The sequence below is a fragment of the Paenibacillus sp. G2S3 genome (assembly GCF_030123105.1).
Lineage (GTDB): Bacteria > Bacillota > Bacilli > Paenibacillales > Paenibacillaceae > Paenibacillus_AQ.
Genome location: NZ_CP126095.1, coordinates 2352175 through 2374459, shown reverse-complemented (window position 1 = coordinate 2374459; position 22285 = coordinate 2352175). Strand labels below are relative to the sequence as shown.

General features: G+C 43.6%; 23 protein-coding genes and 1 other RNA gene. 11 read left to right on the top strand and 13 right to left on the bottom strand.

From position 1 onward, the window contains the following. The first annotated feature begins 70 nt into the window (after window positions 1-70). A complete protein-coding gene (locus QNH28_RS10150) occupies window positions 71-208 on the top strand; it encodes a hypothetical protein (protein ID WP_167348489.1) in 138 nt (45 codons plus the stop codon). Here QNH28_RS10150 and QNH28_RS10145 read toward each other — a convergent pair. The 3 genes from QNH28_RS10145 to QNH28_RS10135 form a co-directional block, all read right to left on the bottom strand. Continuing rightward, a complete protein-coding gene (locus QNH28_RS10145) occupies window positions 205-1638 on the bottom strand; it encodes a L,D-transpeptidase family protein (RefSeq protein ID WP_283911240.1) in 1434 nt (477 codons plus the stop codon). The two genes, QNH28_RS10150 and QNH28_RS10145, sit on opposite strands and share 4 nt — an antisense overlap. Window positions 1639-1773: 135 nt before the next feature. Continuing rightward, window positions 1774-2016, bottom strand: a complete 243-nt coding sequence (locus tag QNH28_RS10140; protein ID WP_283911239.1) for a ferredoxin — start codon at window positions 2014-2016, stop codon at window positions 1774-1776. 160 nt (window positions 2017-2176) lie between these two features. Beyond that, a complete protein-coding gene (locus QNH28_RS10135) occupies window positions 2177-3508 on the bottom strand; it encodes a DNA polymerase IV (protein WP_481858362.1) in 1332 nt (443 codons plus the stop codon). A 179-nt stretch (window positions 3509-3687) separates the two neighbouring features. On the opposite strand from QNH28_RS10135, the gene cimA reads away from it, so the two are divergent. Beyond that, on the top strand, window positions 3688-5307 hold the full coding sequence (gene cimA, locus QNH28_RS10130; RefSeq protein WP_283911238.1) for a citramalate synthase: 1620 nt from the start codon (window positions 3688-3690) through the stop codon (window positions 5305-5307). A 96-nt stretch (window positions 5308-5403) separates the two neighbouring features. On the opposite strand, the gene QNH28_RS10125 is transcribed toward cimA, so the two are convergent. Then, complete coding sequence (locus QNH28_RS10125; protein WP_283911237.1) at window positions 5404-5967, bottom strand: TlpA family protein disulfide reductase; 564 nt, start codon at window positions 5965-5967, stop codon at window positions 5404-5406. A gap of 151 nt (window positions 5968-6118) precedes the next feature. On the opposite strand from QNH28_RS10125, the gene QNH28_RS10120 reads away from it, so the two are divergent. Then, window positions 6119-6595: a M67 family metallopeptidase gene (locus QNH28_RS10120; protein WP_283911236.1), complete on the top strand. Its 477-nt coding sequence runs from the start codon at window positions 6119-6121 to the stop codon at window positions 6593-6595. Here the strand turns inward: QNH28_RS10120 and QNH28_RS10115 are convergent. Genes QNH28_RS10115 through QNH28_RS10105 form a run of 3 tightly spaced genes read right to left on the bottom strand, consistent with a single transcriptional unit; the run spans window position 6577 to window position 9830 of the window. Next, window positions 6577-7326, bottom strand: coding sequence for an exonuclease domain-containing protein (locus tag QNH28_RS10115; RefSeq protein ID WP_283911235.1), 750 nt, complete (start codon window positions 7324-7326; stop codon window positions 6577-6579). The genes QNH28_RS10120 and QNH28_RS10115 overlap by 19 nt on opposite strands. Beyond that, window positions 7323-8396, bottom strand: coding sequence for a DUF294 nucleotidyltransferase-like domain-containing protein (locus QNH28_RS10110; RefSeq protein ID WP_283912110.1), 1074 nt, complete (start codon window positions 8394-8396; stop codon window positions 7323-7325). Before QNH28_RS10110 ends, QNH28_RS10115 begins: the two co-directional genes overlap by 4 nt. Window positions 8397-8435: 39 nt before the next feature. Continuing rightward, window positions 8436-9830 (bottom strand): ammonium transporter, encoded by a 1395-nt coding sequence (locus QNH28_RS10105; protein ID WP_283911234.1) that lies wholly within the window; start codon window positions 9828-9830, stop codon window positions 8436-8438. A 547-nt stretch (window positions 9831-10377) separates the two neighbouring features. On the opposite strand from QNH28_RS10105, the gene QNH28_RS10100 reads away from it, so the two are divergent. Both QNH28_RS10100 and QNH28_RS10095 read left to right on the top strand, forming a co-directional pair. Further along, complete coding sequence (locus QNH28_RS10100; protein ID WP_283911233.1) at window positions 10378-10812, top strand: MerR family transcriptional regulator; 435 nt, start codon at window positions 10378-10380, stop codon at window positions 10810-10812. Between the two features lie 35 nt (window positions 10813-10847). Further along, window positions 10848-11519: a zinc metallopeptidase gene (locus QNH28_RS10095; RefSeq protein WP_283911232.1), complete on the top strand. Its 672-nt coding sequence runs from the start codon at window positions 10848-10850 to the stop codon at window positions 11517-11519. 36 nt (window positions 11520-11555) lie between these two features. Here the strand turns inward: QNH28_RS10095 and gltC are convergent, their stop codons facing one another. Together gltC and QNH28_RS10085 are read right to left on the bottom strand one after the other, a co-directional pair. Beyond that, a complete protein-coding gene (gene gltC / locus QNH28_RS10090; protein ID WP_283911231.1) occupies window positions 11556-12470 on the bottom strand; it encodes a glutamate biosynthesis transcriptional regulator GltC in 915 nt (304 codons plus the stop codon). Window positions 12471-12474: 4 nt separating this feature from the next. Then, window positions 12475-13110 (bottom strand): rhomboid family intramembrane serine protease, encoded by a 636-nt coding sequence (locus QNH28_RS10085; protein WP_283912109.1) that lies wholly within the window; start codon window positions 13108-13110, stop codon window positions 12475-12477. Between the two features lie 116 nt (window positions 13111-13226). On the opposite strand from QNH28_RS10085, the gene tpx reads away from it, so the two are divergent. Then, entirely contained in the window at window positions 13227-13745 is a 519-nt protein-coding gene (gene tpx, locus QNH28_RS10080) for a thiol peroxidase (protein ID WP_042186841.1), read from the top strand. Window positions 13746-14042: 297 nt separating this feature from the next. Here the strand turns inward: tpx and QNH28_RS10075 are convergent, their stop codons facing one another. The 3 genes from QNH28_RS10075 to QNH28_RS10065 form a co-directional block, all read right to left on the bottom strand. Further along, on the bottom strand, window positions 14043-14432 hold the full coding sequence (locus QNH28_RS10075) for a DUF1499 domain-containing protein (RefSeq protein WP_036689295.1): 390 nt from the start codon (window positions 14430-14432) through the stop codon (window positions 14043-14045). Window positions 14433-14591: 159 nt separating this feature from the next. Beyond that, window positions 14592-14783, bottom strand: a non-coding RNA gene (gene ssrS / locus QNH28_RS10070) — 6S RNA. A gap of 103 nt (window positions 14784-14886) precedes the next feature. After that, window positions 14887-15711, bottom strand: a complete 825-nt coding sequence (locus QNH28_RS10065) for a YesL family protein (RefSeq protein WP_283911230.1) — start codon at window positions 15709-15711, stop codon at window positions 14887-14889. Between the two features lie 185 nt (window positions 15712-15896). Here QNH28_RS10065 and QNH28_RS10060 point away from each other — a divergent pair, with 185 nt between their 5' ends. After that, window positions 15897-15992: a hypothetical protein gene (locus QNH28_RS10060; RefSeq protein WP_042186834.1), complete on the top strand. Its 96-nt coding sequence runs from the start codon at window positions 15897-15899 to the stop codon at window positions 15990-15992. Between the two features lie 120 nt (window positions 15993-16112). On the opposite strand, the gene cshA is transcribed toward QNH28_RS10060, so the two are convergent. Beyond that, window positions 16113-17759 (bottom strand): degradosome RNA helicase CshA, encoded by a 1647-nt coding sequence (gene cshA / locus QNH28_RS10055; RefSeq protein WP_042186833.1) that lies wholly within the window; start codon window positions 17757-17759, stop codon window positions 16113-16115. 332 nt (window positions 17760-18091) lie between these two features. On the opposite strand from cshA, the gene QNH28_RS10050 reads away from it, so the two are divergent. The 4 genes from QNH28_RS10050 to QNH28_RS10035 all read left to right on the top strand — a co-directional run bounded on the left by QNH28_RS10050 (window position 18092) and on the right by QNH28_RS10035 (window position 22247). Continuing rightward, a complete protein-coding gene (locus QNH28_RS10050) occupies window positions 18092-18913 on the top strand; it encodes a YitT family protein (RefSeq protein ID WP_283911229.1) in 822 nt (273 codons plus the stop codon). 192 nt (window positions 18914-19105) lie between these two features. Next, window positions 19106-19294, top strand: coding sequence for a hypothetical protein (locus tag QNH28_RS10045; RefSeq protein WP_036689649.1), 189 nt, complete (start codon window positions 19106-19108; stop codon window positions 19292-19294). Between the two features lie 230 nt (window positions 19295-19524). Next, window positions 19525-20733: a putative glycoside hydrolase gene (locus QNH28_RS10040; RefSeq protein ID WP_283911228.1), complete on the top strand. Its 1209-nt coding sequence runs from the start codon at window positions 19525-19527 to the stop codon at window positions 20731-20733. Between the two features lie 140 nt (window positions 20734-20873). Next, window positions 20874-22247 (top strand): MATE family efflux transporter, encoded by a 1374-nt coding sequence (locus QNH28_RS10035; RefSeq protein WP_283911227.1) that lies wholly within the window; start codon window positions 20874-20876, stop codon window positions 22245-22247. Window positions 22248-22285 lie beyond the last annotated feature (38 nt).

Genomic DNA, 22285 nt, shown 5'->3' with positions numbered 1-22285 from the left:
TAATTTTCTTGTAAACGCATTACAATATAGGTGTAATCAGCGATTAAGAGAGAAAGAAGGTATGCCCAGTATGTCAACTAAACGTAAACCACCAACTTTGCAGCAAAAGAAAGAAGAAGTTAACCGTAAAGCGCTGATGTGGATTGGCGTCAGTTTAACTTTACTAATTCTTCTAATCATCGTTCTGTTTATCGTTGCAGGAAACTAATTCAGCCAGTGGTATACTTTGTGGGGGTTGGTCTGATCATGCTTAGCAGTAGAGCTGAATCGTTTAGCCGGCACAATCTGCTTTTCAGGCAGAACCCCTTTACTAATTACTACTTCTGTACCTTTAGGAATCAGCGCGAATAGCTCCTCCACATCTTCTCGCCCCATTCGAATACATCCAAGGGATTCATCCTTCCCAACACTCTCAGGTTCATTCGTGCCGTGAATAGCATAATTACTATCCGAAAGCTGAAGTCCTCTGCTTCCGAAATCCCCATCATCTCGACCATTCGGATTGACTACTTTATCTGTAATAACGAAGTTACCCTCCGGTGTTTTATCTCCGCCAAGTCCTACCGCATAATTTCGTAGAATAATAGAACCGCTGACTACGGCCAATCGATGATTTTGTTTATCCACAACGACCCTTAGCGGCTGATCAAAAAAAGGAACATCATTCGCAACACTTCCACTCACACTTAATGCTGTCGGTATACCCCTCACACCATATTTAGTTGAGCTTGGAGGCTCCGTTGTGTCTTCTGTTCCCAATGCCATTTTGTTCGTAGCCACCGCTTTAAGAGGGCTGAATTCCCGCTTCATGACGGTAGTCGTTCCACCAATCCAGTTCTCAGGAAAAGATCCTGTCAAATCCGCTAATGTATTTGGAAGCTTCCCTTTATCATCTTGATAAGCCCGGATTGCACTCCATAGTGTGGCAAGCTCCTCTTGATCACCCTGCCATTCTGCTGCATCCTTGGCGAGCTGCCCTTGCTCTGGCGGCTCACAAGCACATGTCTTAGGATCGTAAGACTGGTACACCATCCGTCCCTTTCCATTCTTTTGCAGCGTGAAATTTAGCGGAAGCTTCTCCTTCCAGAGCAGCCACTTTCCTTCTCGCCCCAGCCCTAATGCAGCAGCTTGAAAAGGTTCTTTACGCATCAGCATCTTCGCCATTACCTTCCCTTGCGAAGCCGCAGCTACATTCTCTTGCGCTGTATATCTCACTTTTTCCACCTCGATAACAGGCTCTTGGGCGGAGTCTTTTGGATCTGGCAGATTCTTGACTTCTGAAACAGGCGTATCTTGAAACACTTCCTGGTCTTCTGTAACACCAATACCTGGAGCCACTGCTGAAGGTACCATTAATAGTATAAGAAGCATTAGCGCCAGTGATATGTATCTCAATCTATGTTGGCCGCGCTCACGCTGGCGACTCGCCTGCAGCAATCCCTCTTCGTATTCGCGTAGCATTTCAGCAGGTACCTTACTATGCTCGAAAGCCTCATACACTTCACCGGCCTGATTGAAGCAATAATTAGCTTTTCCATGTTGACCGTTCTTATAGTATTCCTTCCCCAGCAAGTACCATGCCATTTTATTATCTGGGTGCATCTGTACATATGCTTTGAGGTGCTGTGAGTTCTTCATCGGTACCTCCGAGAGTTTATAATTCCTTCCTTATTAATATCGGTCAGACATAGCAAAAAAGACATCCCTAGCTGAACAAAAAAGTTCGCAGGAGATGTCTTTATGTGGTGTCGCACGTTACTCTTTATCGAGTAATTAACCTTCTTTGTTAAAAGGTTCGTCCGCAATTTTAATGGAGTCGGTTGGGCAACCATCACAGGAATCTTGAAGATCATCAAACAAATCGTCCGGAATCGCTGTCATACCGCAGTTTCTGTCATTTTCGTAAATAACTTCTGCCAAACCTTCATCATCGTAATCAAAAATATCAGGAGCCGTCGCGCCACATGCACCGCAAGCGATACAAGTGTCTTTTTCGACCCAAGTGTACTTAGCCATTTTTTCTCTGCCTCCCGTTAAGCAATACTGCGCTGTTGAACCAGCGTCTTATTTTTCTCATATTAATATAAAAAGCATACAATTTCAATTGATTTTCAATACGTTTGCATTTCTGACGCATTCTGAAGCCTCTATTTCGACACGTCGCAGAACGTTCTTGTCACTCATTATCTGACTCTACAGACAGCAGGTTATCCTTTTGCAGCGAGGTACCCCGTTCCTTATGATTTCGGAGTCTTGCAGAATGGGTGTCACTTAACATCCCAGCGGTCAAAACTGCATTTTCACCAAACTTATTGCGAAGCATATCCATGGCCTTGGTCAGTGACTCTTTCTTAGGCTGCTGTTCGTAATCGAACAAATCCAGCTGAATTGCAGAATCCTCTTTTGCGATTAATCCTTGCAAGGTCACACCAAGCAGTCTCACTGGCTTCTCGCCATTCCAATGTCGAACATACAGGTCACAGACAGACTTGTAGATATCTTCTCCACTCTCTGAAGGCGCCTCAAGCTGCCGCGAACGAGTAATCGTCTTCATATCCGGCGTCCGAATGGTAAGCTGCACACCTGAAGCCACAAGCCCTTGCTTTCGCAAGCGCCGCGCTACCTGATCACTTAGATTCAGCAAAATGGGGCGTACCTCAGCAAGGCCAATAACATCCCGCGGTAGTGTAGTGGTGTGTCCGATCGACTTACTTTGCTCTCGCTCAGGATTTACTATCCCATGATCGATGCCGTTCCCTGCACGCTTTAGCCATGAGCCCATAACTCCAAAATTCTCAACCAGCATTTTCTCATCAGACGCCGCTAATTGACCAATGCTGTAAATTCCCAGCTTACGGAGCTTCTCTGCCGTTTTTCCACCGATACCGAACATTTCATTACATGGCTTGTCCCATAAAATCTTAGGTACATCCCGCAGCCGCAGCACCGAAATGCCATTTGGTTTTTTTAAATCCGAGGCCATCTTCGCCAGGAGCTTATTTGGAGCAATACCAATGGAGCATGGCAAGCCCAATTCTTCCATTATACGGCGTTGAATGGTTTCCGCAATTTCCATGGGAGTACCGAATTGCCTGGAGCCGGTTATATCTAAGTAACATTCATCTATCGACACTGCTTCCAATAACGGTGTATAGCTGTAAGCAATCTGCATAAACGCATTAGAATATTTACGGTATAAATGGAAGTCCGGCTTAATAACGATAAGCGATGGACAAATACGAAGCGCCTTCTGAACTTGCATACCCGTCGAAATCCCCAATCTGCGGGCGACATACGAACAAGTAACAATAATCCCTTTCCGTAATTCAACACTACCTGCAACCGCTGTAGCTTTACCTCTGAATTGGTCGGGGTCCTCTGCCTCATGCACTGAGCAATAAAAAGCATTCATATCCACATGCAGGATAACCCTGCCACTCGTTGGATAATACTGATCAACATTCTGCACAATATCTACCTTCTTATCCTCAGGGTCTCTATTGTCCAATTTAGAATACCTCTACGCTGCGGTTAGGTCAACTTAAGAGGCTGTAAAGTTCTTTGTTACATTCCCGCGTAAAAATGCTATAATGTATAAATTCATTTCCCTTGCCAATGCTTCCGATGTGAGTTTTGCACGAAGTGAATCCGGAAGACGAAGCTTACAAAACTTTTAGGAGGACACTCATGTCTAAGTCCATCTCCATCTTCGATACTACATTACGCGACGGCACCCAAGGTGAAGGCATCAGTCTGTCGGCTGACGACAAGCTGAAGATTGCCAAGAAGCTCGATGATCTGGGTGTGCACTATATTGAAGGTGGCATCCCGGGAAGCAACAATAAAGACATTGAATTTTTCAAAAGAGTCAAGGAGCTTCATCTGAACGCCAAAATCACAGCGTTTGGCAGCACACGGCGGAAGAATTCCTTGGCCGAAAACGATGACAATTTAAAACGTATGATTGATGCAGGAGTTCCTGCTGCTACACTCGTCGGAAAATCTTGGGATTTTCATGTACACACTGCATTACAGACTACACTTGAGGAGAATCTCGCCATGATTGGCGACTCCATATCCTACTTGAAACGTAAAGGCCTTGAAGTAATTTTTGATGCCGAGCATTTCTTTGATGGATACAAGAACAATCCTGAATATGCAGCGGCCGTTCTGTCCAAAGCCCGGGAAGCCGGAGCAGATTGGCTTGTAATGTGCGATACCAACGGTGGAACGTTACCTTTTGAAATTCATGAGATTGTTACTGCTTTGGCTGGGCAATTACCTGGGGCAAATCTCGGAATTCACACTCACAATGACTGTGAGCTGGCGGTAGCTAATACTCTTAGCGCTATCGGTGCTGGAGCACGGCAGGTTCAAGGTACCATTAATGGTTACGGTGAACGATGCGGCAATGCTAATTTATGTTCTATCATCCCTACCCTTCAGCTCAAAATGGGATACCACTGTATTCCAGGTGATTCTTTACCACAGCTTACCAACACCGCCCGCTACATCAGCGAAGTCGCGAATGTTAATCTGCCGGTAAATCAGCCTTATGTCGGAAATGCAGCTTTCGCACACAAAGGCGGAATCCACGTCTCCGCTATCATGCGTGATTCACGGACCTATGAGCACATCGCTCCTGAGCTTGTTGGGAACAAACAACGTGTGCTAGTCTCTGAGCTGGCTGGACAGAGCAATGTGCTCTCCAAGGCGCAGGACATGGGTTTGAATTTAGACCCAAGCAGCGAGCAAGCTCGGCGGGTGATCGAGAAGATCAAAACGATGGAGCATCAAGGTTATCAATTTGAAGGTGCCGACGCCTCACTGGAGCTGCTGCTTCGTGAAGCTACTGGCGAGATGAATGAAACCTTTACTTTTGAATCCTTTAAGATGTTAGTCGAAAAAAACGCAGAGCATCCAGTAGTATCCGAAGCCTTCGTTAAACTGAAGGTTGGCAATGAGAACCTTTATACCGCTGCTGAAGGTAACGGTCCGGTCAACGCACTCGACAACGCTCTTCGTAAAGCACTGCAGACCTACTTCCCGCAGTTGAAAGATATGCATCTATCCGACTATAAAGTCCGTGTAATAGATGAACAGGATCAGACTGCTGCGAAGGTACGGGTATTGATTGAATCTAAGAATTTCACAGACACCTGGAGTACCGTTGGCGTCTCCAGTAACGTAATCGAAGCCAGCTGGGAGGCGCTTGTTGACAGTATGCGTTACGCACTACTGAATCAGCTCTCGCTGGAGAATGAAAAGTCTGGCAGTAATGAACCTAGAGGCCTGGTAAATCATTAATTCATACCGTTCATAAGCATTTATATGACAAAGAACCCCCTTCAACAGTCTAACTGTAATGAAGGGGGCCTTTTATAATGCTTAGGTGTAGATTCTTTATGATTCGGTAAGCTTGATAATTTTCTTCTCCAGCTCTTCAGCACTAAGAATGCCCAGAATAATTTCTGAGATCACGCCATTCTTGTCTATAAGCACGTTGGTAGGAAATACAGCTCCGTTATATTTGCTATACACTTCATCTTTCACATCAAACATAACCGGGAATACAAGACCGTATTTCTTGATAAAACGTTCTGCATTAGGTTTATAATCCTGACTACTCACATTAATCCCGTAAATATCTAGAACATCCTTATACTTAGTAGCCATGGCATTAAGCTCTGGAGCCTCCTGCTGGCAGGGATCACACCAAGATGCCCAGAAATTAACGAGGACCGCCTTCTCTCGTGGTCCATCAACTACATAGGTAGTCCCATCCGTTCCTTGGAGTGAAAATGAAGGAGCGAGCAGTCCGGCCTTAGGCCCTATTTTCATTGGTGGCTCATCTTGTTGTCCAAAAACAGCGGTAGCCTTCGGCTCACGATTATGCCACACCGCAAACACAGCCACACATGCAATAAGAATCACTATCGTGATATTCAATTTATTGACTGCTTTCATAGGGATCTGTTCCTTTTCTAATGGAATAGTTTTCTACTATTGTACCCCCATTAACTTCAATTTCAAACCATCCATTTTTTAGACAAAAAAGAAATATAAAAAGAGGGCTTCGTCAGCGACGAAACCCTAATGAAGAGAGAGGGGTAAACAAATGGCAGCAGCACAGGGAAATGTCCAGCCTATAAGACTGAAATATTCCGTACAGCAAGCACTGGGGAAGCACCTGCTGTCCAGTTATCCTCATGAAGCATGTGGAGTCCTGCTGGGTGCTGCCGCAGCGGGTGGCATGCTCATTGATACTTACGTACCTATGCGCAACGTAGCGCCAGACCCGCTGCACACATTTACTCCTCACCCCGAAGAGTGGATTCATGTTCTTTACAATGAGCCGACACTCATCGGTTTATTTCATTCCCACCCAAATTCAGAACCTATACCTTCGGTCGCCGATTATAAAGGATTAGCAGCACTAGGGCCTGAATTTAAGGTCTACCTTATTGGTTCTCCCAGAACTGAAGATGGCCACTCTCCATTTCTGAATGGATTTTATGTTGAGCGGTTGCCAAATGAACAAGGAAGCTCTTTCCCTGAACTAACTCAAGCCCCGCTTCACGTTCTACTTAAATAAGCATATAAATCACCTAAGGTATCTACTTGGCCCCGCTCCGAAATTTCTCGAAGATAAGCCACCCACAGCTGGGCAGTCATTTTGGCATCTTCTAACGCATTGTGACGTCCACGAATCGGAATTTCATGGACATATAACAGCTCATCGAGCGTATAGTTACTTCGCTGTGGCTCAAGCCAACGTGCAAGCATCATCGTGTCCAGCACCCGGTGTGTTAGCTGAACTTTAGAAGTTTTCCATAGCGCAGCATTTAGAAAAGCTTTATCATGTGAGCTTGCATGTGCTACCAACACATTCTGCCCGACAAAGGACATGAAATTATGAAGACCATCGATTAAGGAGGGGGCGGATTGTGTCATTTCTTCCGTTATCCCTGTTAACCTTGTAATATCCTCTGGAATCGCCGTCTGACAATTCACCAAGGTATAAAAGATTTCATCTTCCTTAATTACCTGTCCCACAACCTTAATTGCACCAAACGACATAATTTCATCCCCATGCTGATGAGAAAATCCCGTCGTCTCTAAATCAAATATAACCGTCTCCAGTTCAGACAGCGGAGTACGTAACACCTCAGGACGACGCTTCTCACGCATAAGTGATCGGAGATAAGCCATTTGCTGCGCAGTCTGTTGAGCCGTTTCTCCACCTCTCATCGAAGCGATTGCCGACGGCATTCCACCTTGCCTTAGGTTATTCCAGAATCCTCCATTCTTGTTTGGCTCCCTCATGTTCGCCACCTTTCCGCTGAGCGGAGCTGACGCTGCAACACCCGATGAAGGCGTCTAACAAGCAGCAGACCTTCACGCAGCTCAGACAACAGCTGCTTATTCTTCAGTTCACTCTCAGCAATATAATCACTGCTGATTAACAAGCCATTCTGGACACTAAATGGCGTGTTCACTCGCATCCGCATCGCCAACAAGAAAGCTCGCCGAATATCATCCAAATGTTGATACTTGTGAAGCCTTTCAAGCTCTTCAATTCGGTCTAACGTCGAGCTAGCTCTAATACCATGCAATAACGACAAGCGTCTAACAATGTTAACTAAGGGGATATAGACCCCATACTTAATATCAAATCCACCTGCATAATCCCCAAAGCGCTCTGTTAACACCTGTCCCAGCAGATTTAAAGTCGCTTTATGGCGGACCGTATTGCGAAGAACAGCCACAGACAACTGCTCATTGTCAATAAAACCCTCATAGAAAGCCTCTTGCCACAATGCTGATAACTCCGTACTTCCCGCAACATGGCGCATATCCGAAGAAATGATAAGATACCGGATTGGCTCCCATTCCAACTGGGTTCTCCATTCCTTCAGCTGCTCCTTCCATTCAGATAACGTCTTCCTCCACATCCCTTGGGAGCACATTACCTTGCCTGCACATTTCTCATATCCTACTTCTTCAAGCAGATCGGATAACATCATTCCAAAAAATTCAAAGTATCTATTCTTCTCTCCATCCGGTTCACCCTCAAGGATCAAACCATTATCCTGATCGCTCCACAGTGTGGCTTCTCGCCTTCCACCACTGCCGAACACAATAAAGGAATAAGCACAGGGAGGCGGGCCATAGCCCGCCTCTTTCATCTGCGCCTCACATATGAGTACTGCAGTCTGTGCAATAAGATCATGCATCGTATTCACAAGGAACATCCATTCCTCAATTGGAATTACATTCAACTGTTCCATTAGAATACTTTGGCAGGCAATTCGCCTCTCCCTAAGTTCCTGTGGCGAACCGGCTAAAACGATGGTCCTAAAGCTTTCTTCATCATACCCATCCGGTAACTCCATCGATGCCACACGGTCCGCCTCCCTATCTGAGGATTCATATTATTGTTTAAGGGTTTTGGATTCCGATTCTGCGATTAATTTCATTTGTTCAGGGTATCCGTAAGTACCATGCTCACTGATATCCAGACCCATCAATTCTTCTTCCTCCGTAACACGAAGTCCTGTTGTTACCTTCATTACATATAAGATAATGAACGAAAGCACGGCTACGAAAGCAAAAGTTCCTACTACCCCAAGCACTTGAACACCCAGTTGGTGGAAACCTCCACCGTAGAACAATCCTGCTTCCCCTACCAAAGCACCTTTAGTAATAAGGTCCGGTGCAGCGAATAGACCTGTAGAAACCGCACCCCACATCCCTGCAATACCATGTACCGAGAAAGCATAGATCGGATCGTCAAGCCCTGCACGTTCCAGCCATTGGGAAGTCATGAATGTGAACGCACCTGCTACTAGTCCAATAATAATCGCTGCCCATGGTTCAACGTAAGCACATGCTCCAGTGATCGCAACTAGTGCAGCTAGAACACCATTCAGCATTGCAGGAATATCAGATTTACCAAAATACAACCAAGAAGCAATCAATGCCGCCAAGCCGCCTGCTGCTGCTGCGATATTCGTGGTTAATGCCACGTGTCCGAAGAAACCTCCCATTGGAGACAAAGCACTACCTGGGTTGAATCCGAACCAACCAAACCAGAGGATAATCACACCGAGTACAGTGAATACTTGGTTATGTCCTGGAATAATAACAGGTTTGCCTTCTTTATTAAACTTACCAAGACGTGGCTTAAGCAATATGGTTGCTACTACTGCTGCAGTGGCACCTGTTAGATGGACAACCGTGGAACCTGCATAATCTTGCATTCCCAGCTCAGCCAACCAACCGCCGCCCCATACCCAGTGTGCTACGACAGGATAAATTACGATTGAGAATAAAATTCCGAATATAATGTACACACTAATCTTTGCACGTTCTGCCATACCTCCAGATACGATAGCTAAGGAAACTGCTGCAAAGGCCATTTGGAATAAGAATTTAACATTTAAAGTAACATCAGAAAATGCAAGTGATTCAAATGAAGATGCTGTTGAATCTCCGCCGTACAAGAAGCCTGTAGTACCGAAGAAGCTATTACCGTTACCGAAGCCAAGTCCAAAACCAACGGCCCAGAAACAAACACTCGCAATGGCCAGAGTCAGTACCGTCTTACCGGCTACGTGACCTGCATTCTTCATTCGAACTGATCCTGCTTCAAGCATCGCGAACCCTGCTTGCATAAAGAAAACTAAGATGAATGCCAGGAAGGTAAACGCGGTGTCCAACCCTACCTGCAAATCTGCATTTGTTGGACCGTCCGCCGCAAAAGCACTTACCGGATAAACCATCAGCGTAATCATGGCCAGTAACATCATCAACCATTTCTTTTTCATCTTTACCCCACTCCCCAATGTTATATTTTCTAACAAAGCGTGAAACTCTTAATGTCATTATAATCAGAAGTCAGGTAAATTGACAAGACTATTTTTGGGAATGTTTTTATTTTATTTTCATCAAGCTCACAAATTCTTCATAGTACGCTTGGACTATCTCATTAATTTAAGCCTATTTAGCTATGATCCCATTTTTAAAAAAATACTTGAATATCCGCTCTGATATTACTTTTTAGAGAATTCCCCTTATTAATTCTATAATAAACATAACATTTAATGTCATGTTTATAGTCGGACTATATTTATGATTATAAACGCTCCAAATTTGATATCACGGGGAGTTTGAGTGTATTGTATATAAACAGCGCATCACCTTTCATGAATTAACCTCTCTTTAATGCATATACTTTATGAAAGTATGACGTTTGACTGTATGGTTTCCAGTTTGTTATCATTACAGATAGCATAAAAGAAACCACCAATATAGGAGACGACTACCCTTTATGGACAGTCGAATTCGATTAGTGAGGCGAGGTAGCATGGGGATATGATTCTATATCGAATTGGAGAATTAGCTAAGGCTGCTCAGATCAGTGAGCGAACCATTGATTATTACACGAAATTGGGGTTAATCTCCCCAGAGTCAAGAAGCACCAAAAATTACCGACTATATAGTCATGAAACCTTGGTCGCCTTAGAACGTATTAATCAATTAAAGCATGACAAGTATTCATTGGAAGAAATCAAATCCATGATGAGCAAATGGAGCGAGGCTACTCCTGAAACTGACGTATCTGATAAATTAGTCGAGCTTGAGCAGCATATGCAACGACTAGAACGTGAAGTAAAGGCACTTGAACCAATTATAAGCGGTTTGAAGCCGGGACAGGCCAGACGCGCGCTCTCTAACTTGCTCCCACAAGGAGTGGCCTGCATGGAGGCGATTCGGCTTCTATTGCTTACGCAAGGACCGCCAATGTAAATACCATATTTACAATACAGTGGAGGAATGCAGCTATGGGAATGTATCTATTAGTAATTATCGCTTTTATTTTTTCATTATGGGCCCAGTTCAGAGTTAAAGGGACATTCAGCAAATGGTCCAAGGTGCCCAACTTAAACGGTCTGACAGGATATGAAGCAGCAAGACGTATGCTCGATGCAAACGGCCTTCACGATGTTCCGATTGAGCCTGTAAGAGGTACGCTTTCTGACCATTATGATCCGATTCACAGAGTTGTACGCTTATCAGAACCTGTATATTATGAGAGTTCTATCGCAGCAGTTTCTGTCGCTTGTCACGAAGTGGGTCATGCCATTCAGCATAAAGTAAGTTATCCAATGTTAACACTCCGTCACCGGATGTTCCCAGTAGTTAATTTTGCATCAGGTATAGCACCATTCATGCTTATGGCAGGATTCATATTCGGTTACTTTAATCTTGTAGGCCTTGGTATCATCTTCTTCTCGGCCGCCGTTGCCTTCCAGCTTGTGACACTGCCTGTTGAATTCAATGCCAGCAACCGGGCACGTCAAGTCATGGTAGAGCAAGGCTACATTCGTAACGAAGAGGAACGCGGAGTAGCCAAAGTCCTAAACGCAGCTGCATTAACGTACGTTGCCGCCGCGCTAGTCTCCTTACTCGAACTGCTTCGCTTGATTACCGTCTTTTTAGGTAACCGCGACTAATACAAAACTAACCTTACAAAAAGAAACCCCGGAAGGCTAAGAGCCAACCGGGGTATTGTTTTGTCTAGCTTTAAAATAGGATATCAAAAAAGTCCGAAACGAACGCGCAACCAGCGGCAACTTACTATCTGTTCGGTAAATCAAACCAACCGTCCTCGTCACAGCAGGCTCCACAACCCTTACCTGAGCTGGTTGGAGAGGATTTGTCTGATAGAACGCCATCTCCGGAAGAAGGCTTACACCCATCCCTGCCGCCACTAAACCACGTATGGTATCGGTCTCCCCACCTTCGAATGCAATCTGCGGCTGAAATCCCGCCTGCAAGCACGCTTGCCAAACGATCGGTCTTAGAGAATAGCCTTGACTGAATAGCACAAACTTTTCATTTTGAAGCTGTTCCAGTCGGATCTCAGATTCTCCTGCCAGCTGATGATTCTGAGGAAGGATTGCAAATAACTCTTCAGTCATCACAATATCTCCAGAGACATGCTCATCATTTTCTGGAAAAGGCGAAATAAATGTTAAATCCACCTCACCAGATAATACATCCTTTATCAAAGAAGGATAAGACCCTTGTTTAAAACGAAACTTAACATGGGGATAGAATTGGCGGAATTCTGCAACGATCGTCGGGATAAGATGCGTTCCAAGACTGTGAGGAAATCCTATACGAATCTCTCCACGTTCAGGATCCAAGAATTCATGCACTTCATTTACCGAATGTTCCAATTCTTTAAGAATACTATCCACCCGTTTGCAAAAGAGCTGACCAACCGGCGTAAGCTGCAAATTACGCCCTTTTTGCATGAACAAGTCAACTCCAAGCTCTTGCTCCAATTGATGAATCTGACGGCTTACCGCTGACTGCGCTACATGCAGTTCCTCCGCCGCTCTTGTTACATGTTCTTTTTGGGCCACCTTTAGAAAATATTGCAGCTGTCTTAACTCCACTCCATCATCGCCCCTGTCTTAGGCTTTTATTAAATATCCGAATAATAAGTCCATATAGGAAAAAGCCAGAAACCAAGCCTCCAATATGTGCAACCCAATTCACATTTGGTGTTGCAAACGACATAATGATCCCGATTACAAGCAATCCGTATAACGTCTTTCGTGATCCTTCATCCATCATCGCCCGTTGAATAACAGCAATGTATAAAAATGCGCCGTAGACGGCGTAGATTGCTCCAGAAGCACCTACCGAGACCGTGCCTACCTCTAATGCTGAGCGACTGCTGATTGCAATCGTTAGAATATTTGCTAGAACTCCACCTACCACATAAAGAATCGCATATCGCCACCAGCCAAGCAGGCGCTCCAGAGGCGGTGCAAATACCAGCAGAGCGAAGCTATTAAAGAATAGATGGGAAAACCCATTATGTAAAAAAACAGCCGCTACATAGCGCCACAGTTCCTCTTTATACGGACTAACATCAACTATAGCACCAAAATCAACAAGCGTTTGTATATTGGTGGATCCTCCATTGAACGTCATGAGCACAAACATAATCACGTTAGCCACAATGAGAAGACATGTTACCGGGTAATACCGGAGATAACTTTTCCAATTTTCATACCGAATAAATATCATTACACCCATCCCTTTACATTTATATCTTGCCCTGTTGGACATCTCCCTGTAAATAAGATTATAATTTATTGTGGCAGGAAGAGCCAATATTACAATTCGAGGAGGCAAACAAGGATATGACGCAAGAAAGAACAGGCGTAGCTACTTTCAAAAGCAGCCCCATCACTCTCGTAGGACCCAAGCTTACAGCTGGTGATCCCGCTCCTGATTTTGTTCTAAGTAAGAATCTACTGGAAGAAGTATCTCTTAGCGATTATGCCGGTAAAATCAAGCTGATCAGTGTTGTACCTTCTCTTGATACTGGTGTATGTGATGCACAGACCCGCCGGTTCAATAGCGAAGCTGCAGAGCTAGGTGACGATGTAGTTATCCTTACGGTAAGTATGGACCTACCATTCGCTCAAGCCCGCTGGTGTGGCGCTGCAGGAATCGATCGCGTAATCACACTATCCGATCACAAAGCAGCCTCATTCGGACAAGCTTATGGCGTTCTAATCAAAGAATTCCGGTTAGATATGCGTTCTATTTTTGTACTAGACAAGAACAACACACTCACCTATGTTGAATATTTGAGTGAAATGACTGAGCACCCTAACTATGAAGATGCTATAGCCGCTGTGAAGAGTCTGCTCTAATTCTTTAGAACAGTAAGTTAGCGGCCATTTTCGACAATACTTACTTATCACTGATAGCATAAATGCCCTTGTCGTCCTTATAAGGTCGACAAGCGTTTATGCGAGAAATATAAGACATAAGGTATAGGTATAAAACTTATACTTTCTTATATTTTGAAAAAAGCGGAAGAAGGTCCATCCTTCTCCCGCTTTTTTTGTAATAGAAAGATTTATCGATAATATCCAGAGCAGCCATCAATTGCGTAAACGCATTCATACTATTCCTAAGTAAGAAGGTTTTATACGGATCCCTGAAAATTAGTCTGCTTTGTATTTTCCTAATTTTTTATCCAAAGACGCATACAACCGCTGAATCACACGGTAATTAGCACCCAGATCACCTAGCGAACCCCTAGATGCAGAGTACATATCTACGCCACAACGTACAGGTGTGGTATTAAGCACTGAGACGGTAATGTCCAGTGTACGGCCGAATGCCGTTCTCTTCTCCAGAGTAATCTCACCTACTGACTCTACTTCATGAAGCACCTTGAATCCAGGAACCTTCTTAAGCGTTGATGAAACTTCCTCCCAAGCTTTGTCTTTCGTAAGATTGTAATAACGCGTTTTCAATGTCGGATCTTTTGCGCGGTCGCTTGTTCCATCATGACTACGGAATAAACCAACCAAGGTTCTTTTTAACGACAAAATTCTTCCCCCTCTACAAATCCCAAGTTCATTATTCTAAGTGTAACACTCTTGTCTCAGGAACAAAAGGGTATTACTCACTTTCTCCTTGTTCCAGACATACAAAAAAGCGCCCGCTCCCAACTTTCACGGGAAACAGAGGCGCTTGGCCTAAACAATGGAAAACCCGCTTATGCCGTCCGGCTACAGTGTCTTCTGAACCTGCTATAGCAGGTGGGTGACCGCAGAAAACGTTTTTGAATTCCCCAGGTCATATAGACAGGGCTGTTCAGCTGCGCTTCGTATAGATCTCCCAAGACATTATCATTGGTTCAAAACAACGAGCAACCGTAACGAACATCGCAGGATTTGTTATTATTATATTGCGTTTTAACGAAAAAGTAAACCTGTATGCGCTTTATTTTATACTGGAATTAAATTACTGACGATTTCCTAAGCACAAAGCTTGTCTTTATTAAATACGTTTTACATCTTTATCCGTAACATCATCTTCATAATCATCGTCATCGTCGTCGTCATCATCTTGATTGTTCAAAGCAGCTTCTCGCTCTTCTTCCTCTTTCAGTTTCTTCTGCTCCACCTGCAATTGCAGTTTATTATAGGTAGCATAGAAGTTAAAGAAAGCAGCCATCGCAATCAACGATGGAATACAGATGAAATACAGTGCTGGATATCTAAGACCAATATAAGCTAGCACTCCAGCCGCAATCAAAGTTGAGAACACACGAATTGGACGTGCTATAGTCAGCAAAATCGAGTTAGTCATTACTTGTTTAAAGCTCATTTGATAATGAACAACAATAGAAAAGAAGTTAAACATAGACACCGACAAAATAATCATCAGCACTAACATCAAAATACCAACAATTCTGAAGTTAGGCATTTGTGTCATGTAAACCGTTACATCGACGTACATAATAACGAACATCAATGTGTAGATAATTCCACCGAGCATACTTTTTAAATAATTCTCTTTATACCCCTGAAAAAACGTACGAAAAGTTCCTACATCCGTGTTCCCCATAACCCATTTGCGCACAACGGTAAATAAAGCCGCCGAAGCAGGAAATACTGTGAATGGCGCCAGAATCCCCATAGCCCAGTTCAATGTGAGCTGTTCATTCACTCCACCTGAGTTTGTTCCAAACATCATCAATTTCATTAATCCAAAAAACAAAAACGGGGCGGAACATAGTGCCCATAAGATATTACTAGCTGCGATACGTGTAATCCATTCTGTGATGCGGTATAAACCGCCCATTGCTCCTTTAAACTCCAATTCCCTTCCTCCTCTGTCTCTTGCATACTGCTTATCTTAACTATACCTCATATGACCTACTCTTTTCCATAGCCCAACTTTCTGAATTCTAGGTCATCGTCTATACATTATGGCTATAAAGTCCATATATTGGGATTGTAATCAGAAGAATTTCAAAATCACCACATTTTAAAGGAGGTTATTGTATGTCCTCACCTGTTGGCTACGGCGGCTGGACTTCCACTGGTACGATCCTCGTATTGTTTATCCTGCTCGTTATCATCACTCGTACTTTCATTTAAATAAGCTACTAATTCAATAAACACCCTTATATTTAAGCAAAAAGAAGACGAGAACCGCTATTCGGCATCTCGTCTTCTTTGTATCTTGATAAATCATCACCCTAAGGTTCTGATCAAGTATTAATTATCGAAATCTTCACGTTTTGCAGGACGTGTGCTTGTGCTGCTTGGACGAGTAGATGGTTTGCGGTCTGCACTGCGATTCGCTCCACCATCACGGCCTGCTGCGCCATCACGGTTGCCTTTATAGCCACCGCCATAACCGCCACTGCCGCTACCATAGTTACTGCCACCGCTGCTGTAGCCACCACGACTACCGCCACCGTTGTTGTCACGGTTTCCACGGTATCCGCCAGTGCTGCCACCAGAAGTACCACGGTTGCCACCATAACCACCATTAGGTTTACGGCCACTGCGGATGTCGTTCTTACCCCCACGACGTTTAGCGCGGATTGGATCTTCAGGAGTCAACTCAATTGCAGAATCCTTCTTATCACCAGTCAGAAGCTTCATTGCAGCCGACAGCAATTGTACGGAATCATATTGCTCAAGCAATTGAATAGAAATACCTTTGTACTCGTTCAATTCACCGTTCTCAACCATCTCAAGCAAACGCTCAGCTGTTACGCGTTGTTTACCTTCAATAGCCTCAGCCATAGTTGGCAATGGTTTACGAGTAATACGATGACGAGTAACGCGTTCGATCAAATGCAGGTGATCCATTTCGCGTGGAGTAACGAAAGACCAAGCTGTACCTTCTTTACCAGCGCGACCAGTACGACCAATACGGTGTACATAGCTTTCTGGATCTTGTGGCAAGTCAAAGTTAATTACATGAGTAACGCCGGATACGTCCAAACCACGAGCCGCTACGTCAGTAGCTACCAGCACATCAATGCTGCCATCACGGAATTTACGCATTACAGCATCACGTTGGTTCTGAGACAGGTCGCCATGCAATCCATCAGCAGAGTATCCACGTTTTTGCAAAGCTTCTGCAAGCTCATCAACCCGGCGTTTCGTACGTCCGAACACGATTGCAAGCTCAGGAGATTCCATATCAATCAAACGACTAAGTGCTTCGAACTTTTGACGTTCAGGTACTTCAACATATGCTTGATCAATCAGCGGAGCACTGATTTGTTTCGGAATAACGGAGACGTGTTGCGGGTTGTTCAGGAATTGCTGTGCAAGACGTTGAATGTTTGGAGGCATTGTAGCCGAGAACAACATAGTTTGACGCTCTTCAGGAACGAGCTTGAGGATTGTCTGGATATCTTCCATAAAGCCCATATCCAGCATTTCATCTGCTTCATCCAATACAACTGTTTGAACATCGTCCAAACGAATGGTCTTACGGTTGATATGGTCAAGCAAGCGTCCTGGTGTACCAATAATAATTTGCGGTTTCTTCTTAAGACCACGGATTTGGCGACCAATATCTTGTCCGCCATAAATTGCCAACGAGCGAAGACCTTTAAAACGGCTTAGCTTACCGATTTCTTCTGATACTTGAATGGCCAACTCACGTGTTGGTGCCATAATAAGCGCCAGGATTTTTTCGTCTTCGCGATTAATCTTCGAAATGAGGGGGATACCAAAAGCAGCAGTCTTACCTGTACCAGTCTGTGCTTGACCGATCAGATCCGACCCAGTCAATGCCAATGGAATTGACTGCTCCTGTATCGGTGTTGCCTCCTCAAATCCTAACTCTGTGATTGCTTGTAGCACTTTTGGCTCCAAGCCAAATTCTGCGAATGTTTTCAAATTATTCATGCTCCTTCTATACAGTGGACATTCCACATGCTTGTCTGTATTCTTAAGTAGCGGTAAACACATTTATATGCTGTCCAATCATGCTCTTTTTTCTGCATGATATAGCGCTTTTGGGACGAAAAGCCTCCCTTTCATCAGGTACTTCATTGTACCTGAGCAACTGTAGCTTTACATCCGATGCAATGCAAAAATACCATTGTAACGTCCTACTCAAGAATATCCTGTACATTATATCACAACTCTAAGTAGGAATACCAGTGGGTTCCTTTCTTTTCATTGCATACATGGTTTATTTTTAAATTTATTTATAGAGGTGGATTTGCTTGTTAAGACAGATTTGGAATTGTATTGCAGTGATTTTTGGAGCAGCGCTGATTGCCAGTGGATTTAATCTTTTTCTAATCCCTCATCGCTTACTCAGCGGAGGAGTATCTGGGCTTTCGATGTTAGTTGGTTACTTTACACCATTAAACATAAGCCTTTTGTACTTGCTCTTTAATATTCCTTTGCTTGTAGCTGGTTGGTTCCAGCTGGGCCGGAGATTTATTATGCTAAGCATGTTATCCGTTGTGGCAACAACCTGGTTCTTGACGATCATTCCCGAATATTTGGTAGCTACTGATATGCTGCTTTCTTCTGTATTTGGTGGAGTATTGGTCGGTATTGGCTGCGGCTTCAGCTTCCGTGCAGGTGGTTCATCCGGAGGTTTTGATATCCTGGGATCCATCATCACTAAATTCCGCGATTTCCCCGTTGGAAACGTGGTAGTAAGCTTAAACGGACTCGTTATTCTTGCCGCGGCATATTTTGATAACAACTGGAACCTGGCTCTTGCATCGATGGTATCTATATACGTAACTGGTAAAGTTCTGGACATGATTCACATCAGTCATTTAAAGGTAACCGTATATATAGTAACAAATCGTACAGATGAGCTCCTGCAGCATCTAATGGGACTCCAGCGTGGTGTTACAAAGATTAAAACAGAAGGCGCTTATTCTCATGTTGAAAAGGACATGCTAATGACAGTAACAACCCGCTACGAACTTGCTGAACTGCAACGTATTATCCGCACGACAGATCCTCAAGCGTTTGTAAATATTGTCGAGACAGTTGGCGTTATGGGTTCCTTCCGGAAAAGATAATATTTGGAAATAAACAGGATTGAATTGGAAAATGCACCAATCAAAGAATTGTGATATATTATAATCACGCAGAACCCTAACAATTTCATAAAGATTGAGATTTACCCCTCTTTTTTCCAAGCACTTCGTTTTCCGATGAATACTGAATTCCATTCAGACCTATCGAAAAAGGAAAGGGTGATTTTTGTGGAAATGGAAACGGTAAAGCTGTCAGCAATCGTCATGAGGTGGTATCCTGATATGATGCCGTTTCTCAAGCAGGACGAATTAAATTCCGTAATCGTTCTGCGTGACGGGCTTAGTATTCTGGAACCTGCGGATGCCATGGATATCATCCATTACAGTATCTGCGAACATCAGAATTCTGCGTATCTTCAATGAGTAAGCCGCAAGAGAAGTCTTGATAGTTGCCGCCTTAAGTTCGGCCATGTTGCCGATTTGAGGCGGCATTTACTTTTTAACAAAACGTTTAGAAATTGTGCGTCCCGGTTATAAACAACAAGGATCGTTTTTCAGACTCCTTCTGAGACAACATTGTTACAACACTGTTCTTTTTTGGAGCAAACGTTCCTATATAATTTAGGAAATGTACATAAAGGGAGAGAATACGAATGAACATCACCTGGGCTCTACTGATGATGGCCTTGGGAAGTGTAGGCGTGCAACAGAATCAACATGACGCTGAAGTGGCAATCGCATTGAAGTCCGCCATGAATCCCCCCATCATCGCTACACAAAACAATAATTCAAATGTTACAACTCCAGCTCCAAATGCTACAACAGAGACAAACGACTCACAAAGTATGCTACACGCAGATCCTCAGCCGGATGCACCAAAAGTAAAAGGCATCTATGTTACCGCATACAGTGCCGGTGGAGAACGAATGGAAAAGCTTCTTTCTTTACTTGATCAGACGGAATTAAATTCTATGGTCATCGACATTAAGGATGATGCAGGTTACATCACGTATAAAACCGATAATCCTGAACTTCAGAAACTCGGTAATCCGCAGCCATTTATTGGGGACATCAACAAGCTTATGGAAAGATTGAAAAAACATGATGTTTATCCTATTGCTCGAATTGTTGTCTTTAAAGACTCTATACTCGCCAAAAAGAATCCGCAATTATCCTTTATTAATGCAGACGGCACAGTATGGAAGAATAAAGGCGGCGATAGCTTTGTTAATCCTTATAATGAAGATGTCTGGAAATACAATGTCGATATTGCTAAAGAAGCTGTCAAACTCGGCTTTAAAGAAATTCAATTCGACTATGTGCGCTTTCCAGAAGGATTCGAAAAACGTGCAGATACACTTAAATACACCAAAACCAGCGATTCTCGCGTAGATATCATTTCTAATTTTGTGAAATACGCCAAAGCAGAGCTTGCTCCACTGGGTGTTCGTGTATCCGTAGATATTTTTGGATATGCAGCATCTGCCCCTGCTGAGGGTATAGGACAAGACTTTGTTAAAATATCCAAGAATGTGGATGTCATCAGTCCGATGGTTTATCCAAGTCATTATTCAACAGGATGGTTTGGAGTAAAAGAGCCTGACTTAGATCCGTATGCTACCATTAAAGGCTCCATGGTTGATACTCATAAGAAGCTTGATCCTCTGGGCAGCTACAAACCCGTTATTCGTCCTTGGATTCAAGACTTTACAGCAAGCTGGCTCGGAAAAGGTCATTATATTAAATACGGCAAAAAACAGGTGGAAGATCAAATTCGCGCTTTAAAAGATGAAAATGTGGAGGAGTTCCTACTCTGGAACGCCAATAACCGCTATACCTCCGATGTCGATTATGAGAAATAATGTATACAGCCCTTATTATTTATAATTGAAATCAGGTATAATACACCATAAAGGCCCGGCGTCTGCCGGGTTTTTTAATGGAGAAAAAAGGAACTTTTACTATGATCATTTAAAACCAATAAAGAATGAGGCAAAGAACTATGATACAAACCACCACTTTAAAACAAAAAGCAGGACAATTTTTTCATATTTTATTTCCAATTCTAGTTACACAAATTGCTTTATCGGCGATAACCTTCTTTGATACAAACATGTCAGGTAAATTTGGAACAGCCGATCTGGCAGGCGTGGCGATAGGAACCAGTCTCTGGATTCCCATTCAAACGGGCTTAAGTGGTATTCTTATGGGAATTACCCCCATCGTCTCTCAGCTCATTGGAAGCAAAAAAGAAAAGGATGTAGCCTATCAAGTCACGCAGGGAATCTGGTTATCACTGATCGTCTCTGTAATTGTCTTACTAATCGGCAGCCTCGCCTTGTCACCTATCCTTAATTTTATGAATTTGGAGCCGACTGTAAGAGATGTTGCATTTCGTTTCCTTAGTGCGATCTCCTTCGGAATTATCCCGCTGTTTGGATATACGGTTCTTCGTAGTTGTATAGATGCTCTTGGGCAAACGCGCGTATCCATGTTGATTACATTAATAGCCCTACCCGTGAATGTTGGCTTGAACTACTTGCTGATCTTCGGGAAATTCGGATTTCCTCGACTTGGTGGTGTTGGCGCTGGGGTGGCATCCGCCATCACCTACTGGGTAATCTTTTCCGTTGCCCTGCTGTTCATTTATCGAGCTGAACCCTTTGCAAGCCTTAGAATCTTCCGAAAATTCTACTTTATATCACTAAAAAGCTTCAAAGACCTACTGAAGATCGGTGTACCTATTGGCTTCTCGATTTTTTTTGAAACTGCAGTCTTTTCTGCTGTAACCTTGTTGATGAGTCGGTTCGACACCGTAACGATTGCAGCTCATCAAGCTGCCATTAATTTTGCAACTACGTTATATATGATTCCGCTCAGTATCTGTATGAGCCTTACTATTCTTGTCGGCTTCGAGACTGGATCTGGTAGACAAAAGGATGCCCGTCAATATGCCACTATGGGAATTGGACTAGCGACTATTCTCTCTCTGGCAACAGCACTCCTACTCTTATTTGCTGGCCACCTTGTAGCTGGTTTATACACTGATGAGCCTGATGTCATTTCATTAATCCAGCATTTCTTAATCTACGCGATCTTTTTCCAGATCTCCGATGCGATTGCCACACCTACACAAGGGGCGCTTCGTGGATATAAGGATGTTAACCCAGCCTTCATTATTTGTTTTATTGCTTATTGGGTTATAGGGCTTCCTACCGGCTATGTAATTGCTACTTACACGGATCTAGGGGCATATGGTTATTGGATTGGCCTGATCACCGGCCTTGCCATTGGTGCCACACTGCTCTTGACTCGACTTGTAAAAGTTCAACGCCGTTATGCTACACAATATACAGACACTCAAGTACTCCATTAATAATCAAAAACAAACAAAAAAAAGGAACAGTGCGAAAT

Excerpts from the sequence above, each read along its gene's own strand:
- QNH28_RS10150 (WP_167348489.1), top strand. The coding sequence starts at position 71 with ATGTCAACTAAACGTAAACCACCAACTTTGCAGCAAAAGAAAGAAGAA.
- QNH28_RS10145 (WP_283911240.1), bottom strand. The coding sequence starts at position 1,638 with ATGAAGAACTCACAGCACCTCAAAGCATATGTACAGATGCACCCAGAT.
- QNH28_RS10140 (WP_283911239.1), bottom strand. The coding sequence starts at position 2,016 with ATGGCTAAGTACACTTGGGTCGAAAAAGACACTTGTATCGCTTGCGGT.
- cimA (WP_283911238.1), top strand. The coding sequence starts at position 3,688 with ATGTCTAAGTCCATCTCCATCTTCGATACTACATTACGCGACGGCACC.
- QNH28_RS10125 (WP_283911237.1), bottom strand. The coding sequence starts at position 5,967 with ATGAAAGCAGTCAATAAATTGAATATCACGATAGTGATTCTTATTGCA.
- QNH28_RS10120 (WP_283911236.1), top strand. The coding sequence starts at position 6,119 with ATGGCAGCAGCACAGGGAAATGTCCAGCCTATAAGACTGAAATATTCC.
- QNH28_RS10115 (WP_283911235.1), bottom strand. The coding sequence starts at position 7,326 with ATGAGGGAGCCAAACAAGAATGGAGGATTCTGGAATAACCTAAGGCAA.
- QNH28_RS10110 (WP_283912110.1), bottom strand. The coding sequence starts at position 8,396 with ATGGAGTTACCGGATGGGTATGATGAAGAAAGCTTTAGGACCATCGTT.
- QNH28_RS10105 (WP_283911234.1), bottom strand. The coding sequence starts at position 9,830 with ATGAAAAAGAAATGGTTGATGATGTTACTGGCCATGATTACGCTGATG.
- QNH28_RS10100 (WP_283911233.1), top strand. The coding sequence starts at position 10,378 with ATGATTCTATATCGAATTGGAGAATTAGCTAAGGCTGCTCAGATCAGT.
- QNH28_RS10095 (WP_283911232.1), top strand. The coding sequence starts at position 10,848 with ATGGGAATGTATCTATTAGTAATTATCGCTTTTATTTTTTCATTATGG.
- QNH28_RS10085 (WP_283912109.1), bottom strand. The coding sequence starts at position 13,110 with ATGATATTTATTCGGTATGAAAATTGGAAAAGTTATCTCCGGTATTAC.
- tpx (WP_042186841.1), top strand. The coding sequence starts at position 13,227 with ATGACGCAAGAAAGAACAGGCGTAGCTACTTTCAAAAGCAGCCCCATC.
- QNH28_RS10060 (WP_042186834.1), top strand. The coding sequence starts at position 15,897 with ATGTCCTCACCTGTTGGCTACGGCGGCTGGACTTCCACTGGTACGATC.
- QNH28_RS10045 (WP_036689649.1), top strand. The coding sequence starts at position 19,106 with ATGGAAACGGTAAAGCTGTCAGCAATCGTCATGAGGTGGTATCCTGAT.
- QNH28_RS10040 (WP_283911228.1), top strand. The coding sequence starts at position 19,525 with ATGAACATCACCTGGGCTCTACTGATGATGGCCTTGGGAAGTGTAGGC.
- QNH28_RS10035 (WP_283911227.1), top strand. The coding sequence starts at position 20,874 with ATGATACAAACCACCACTTTAAAACAAAAAGCAGGACAATTTTTTCAT.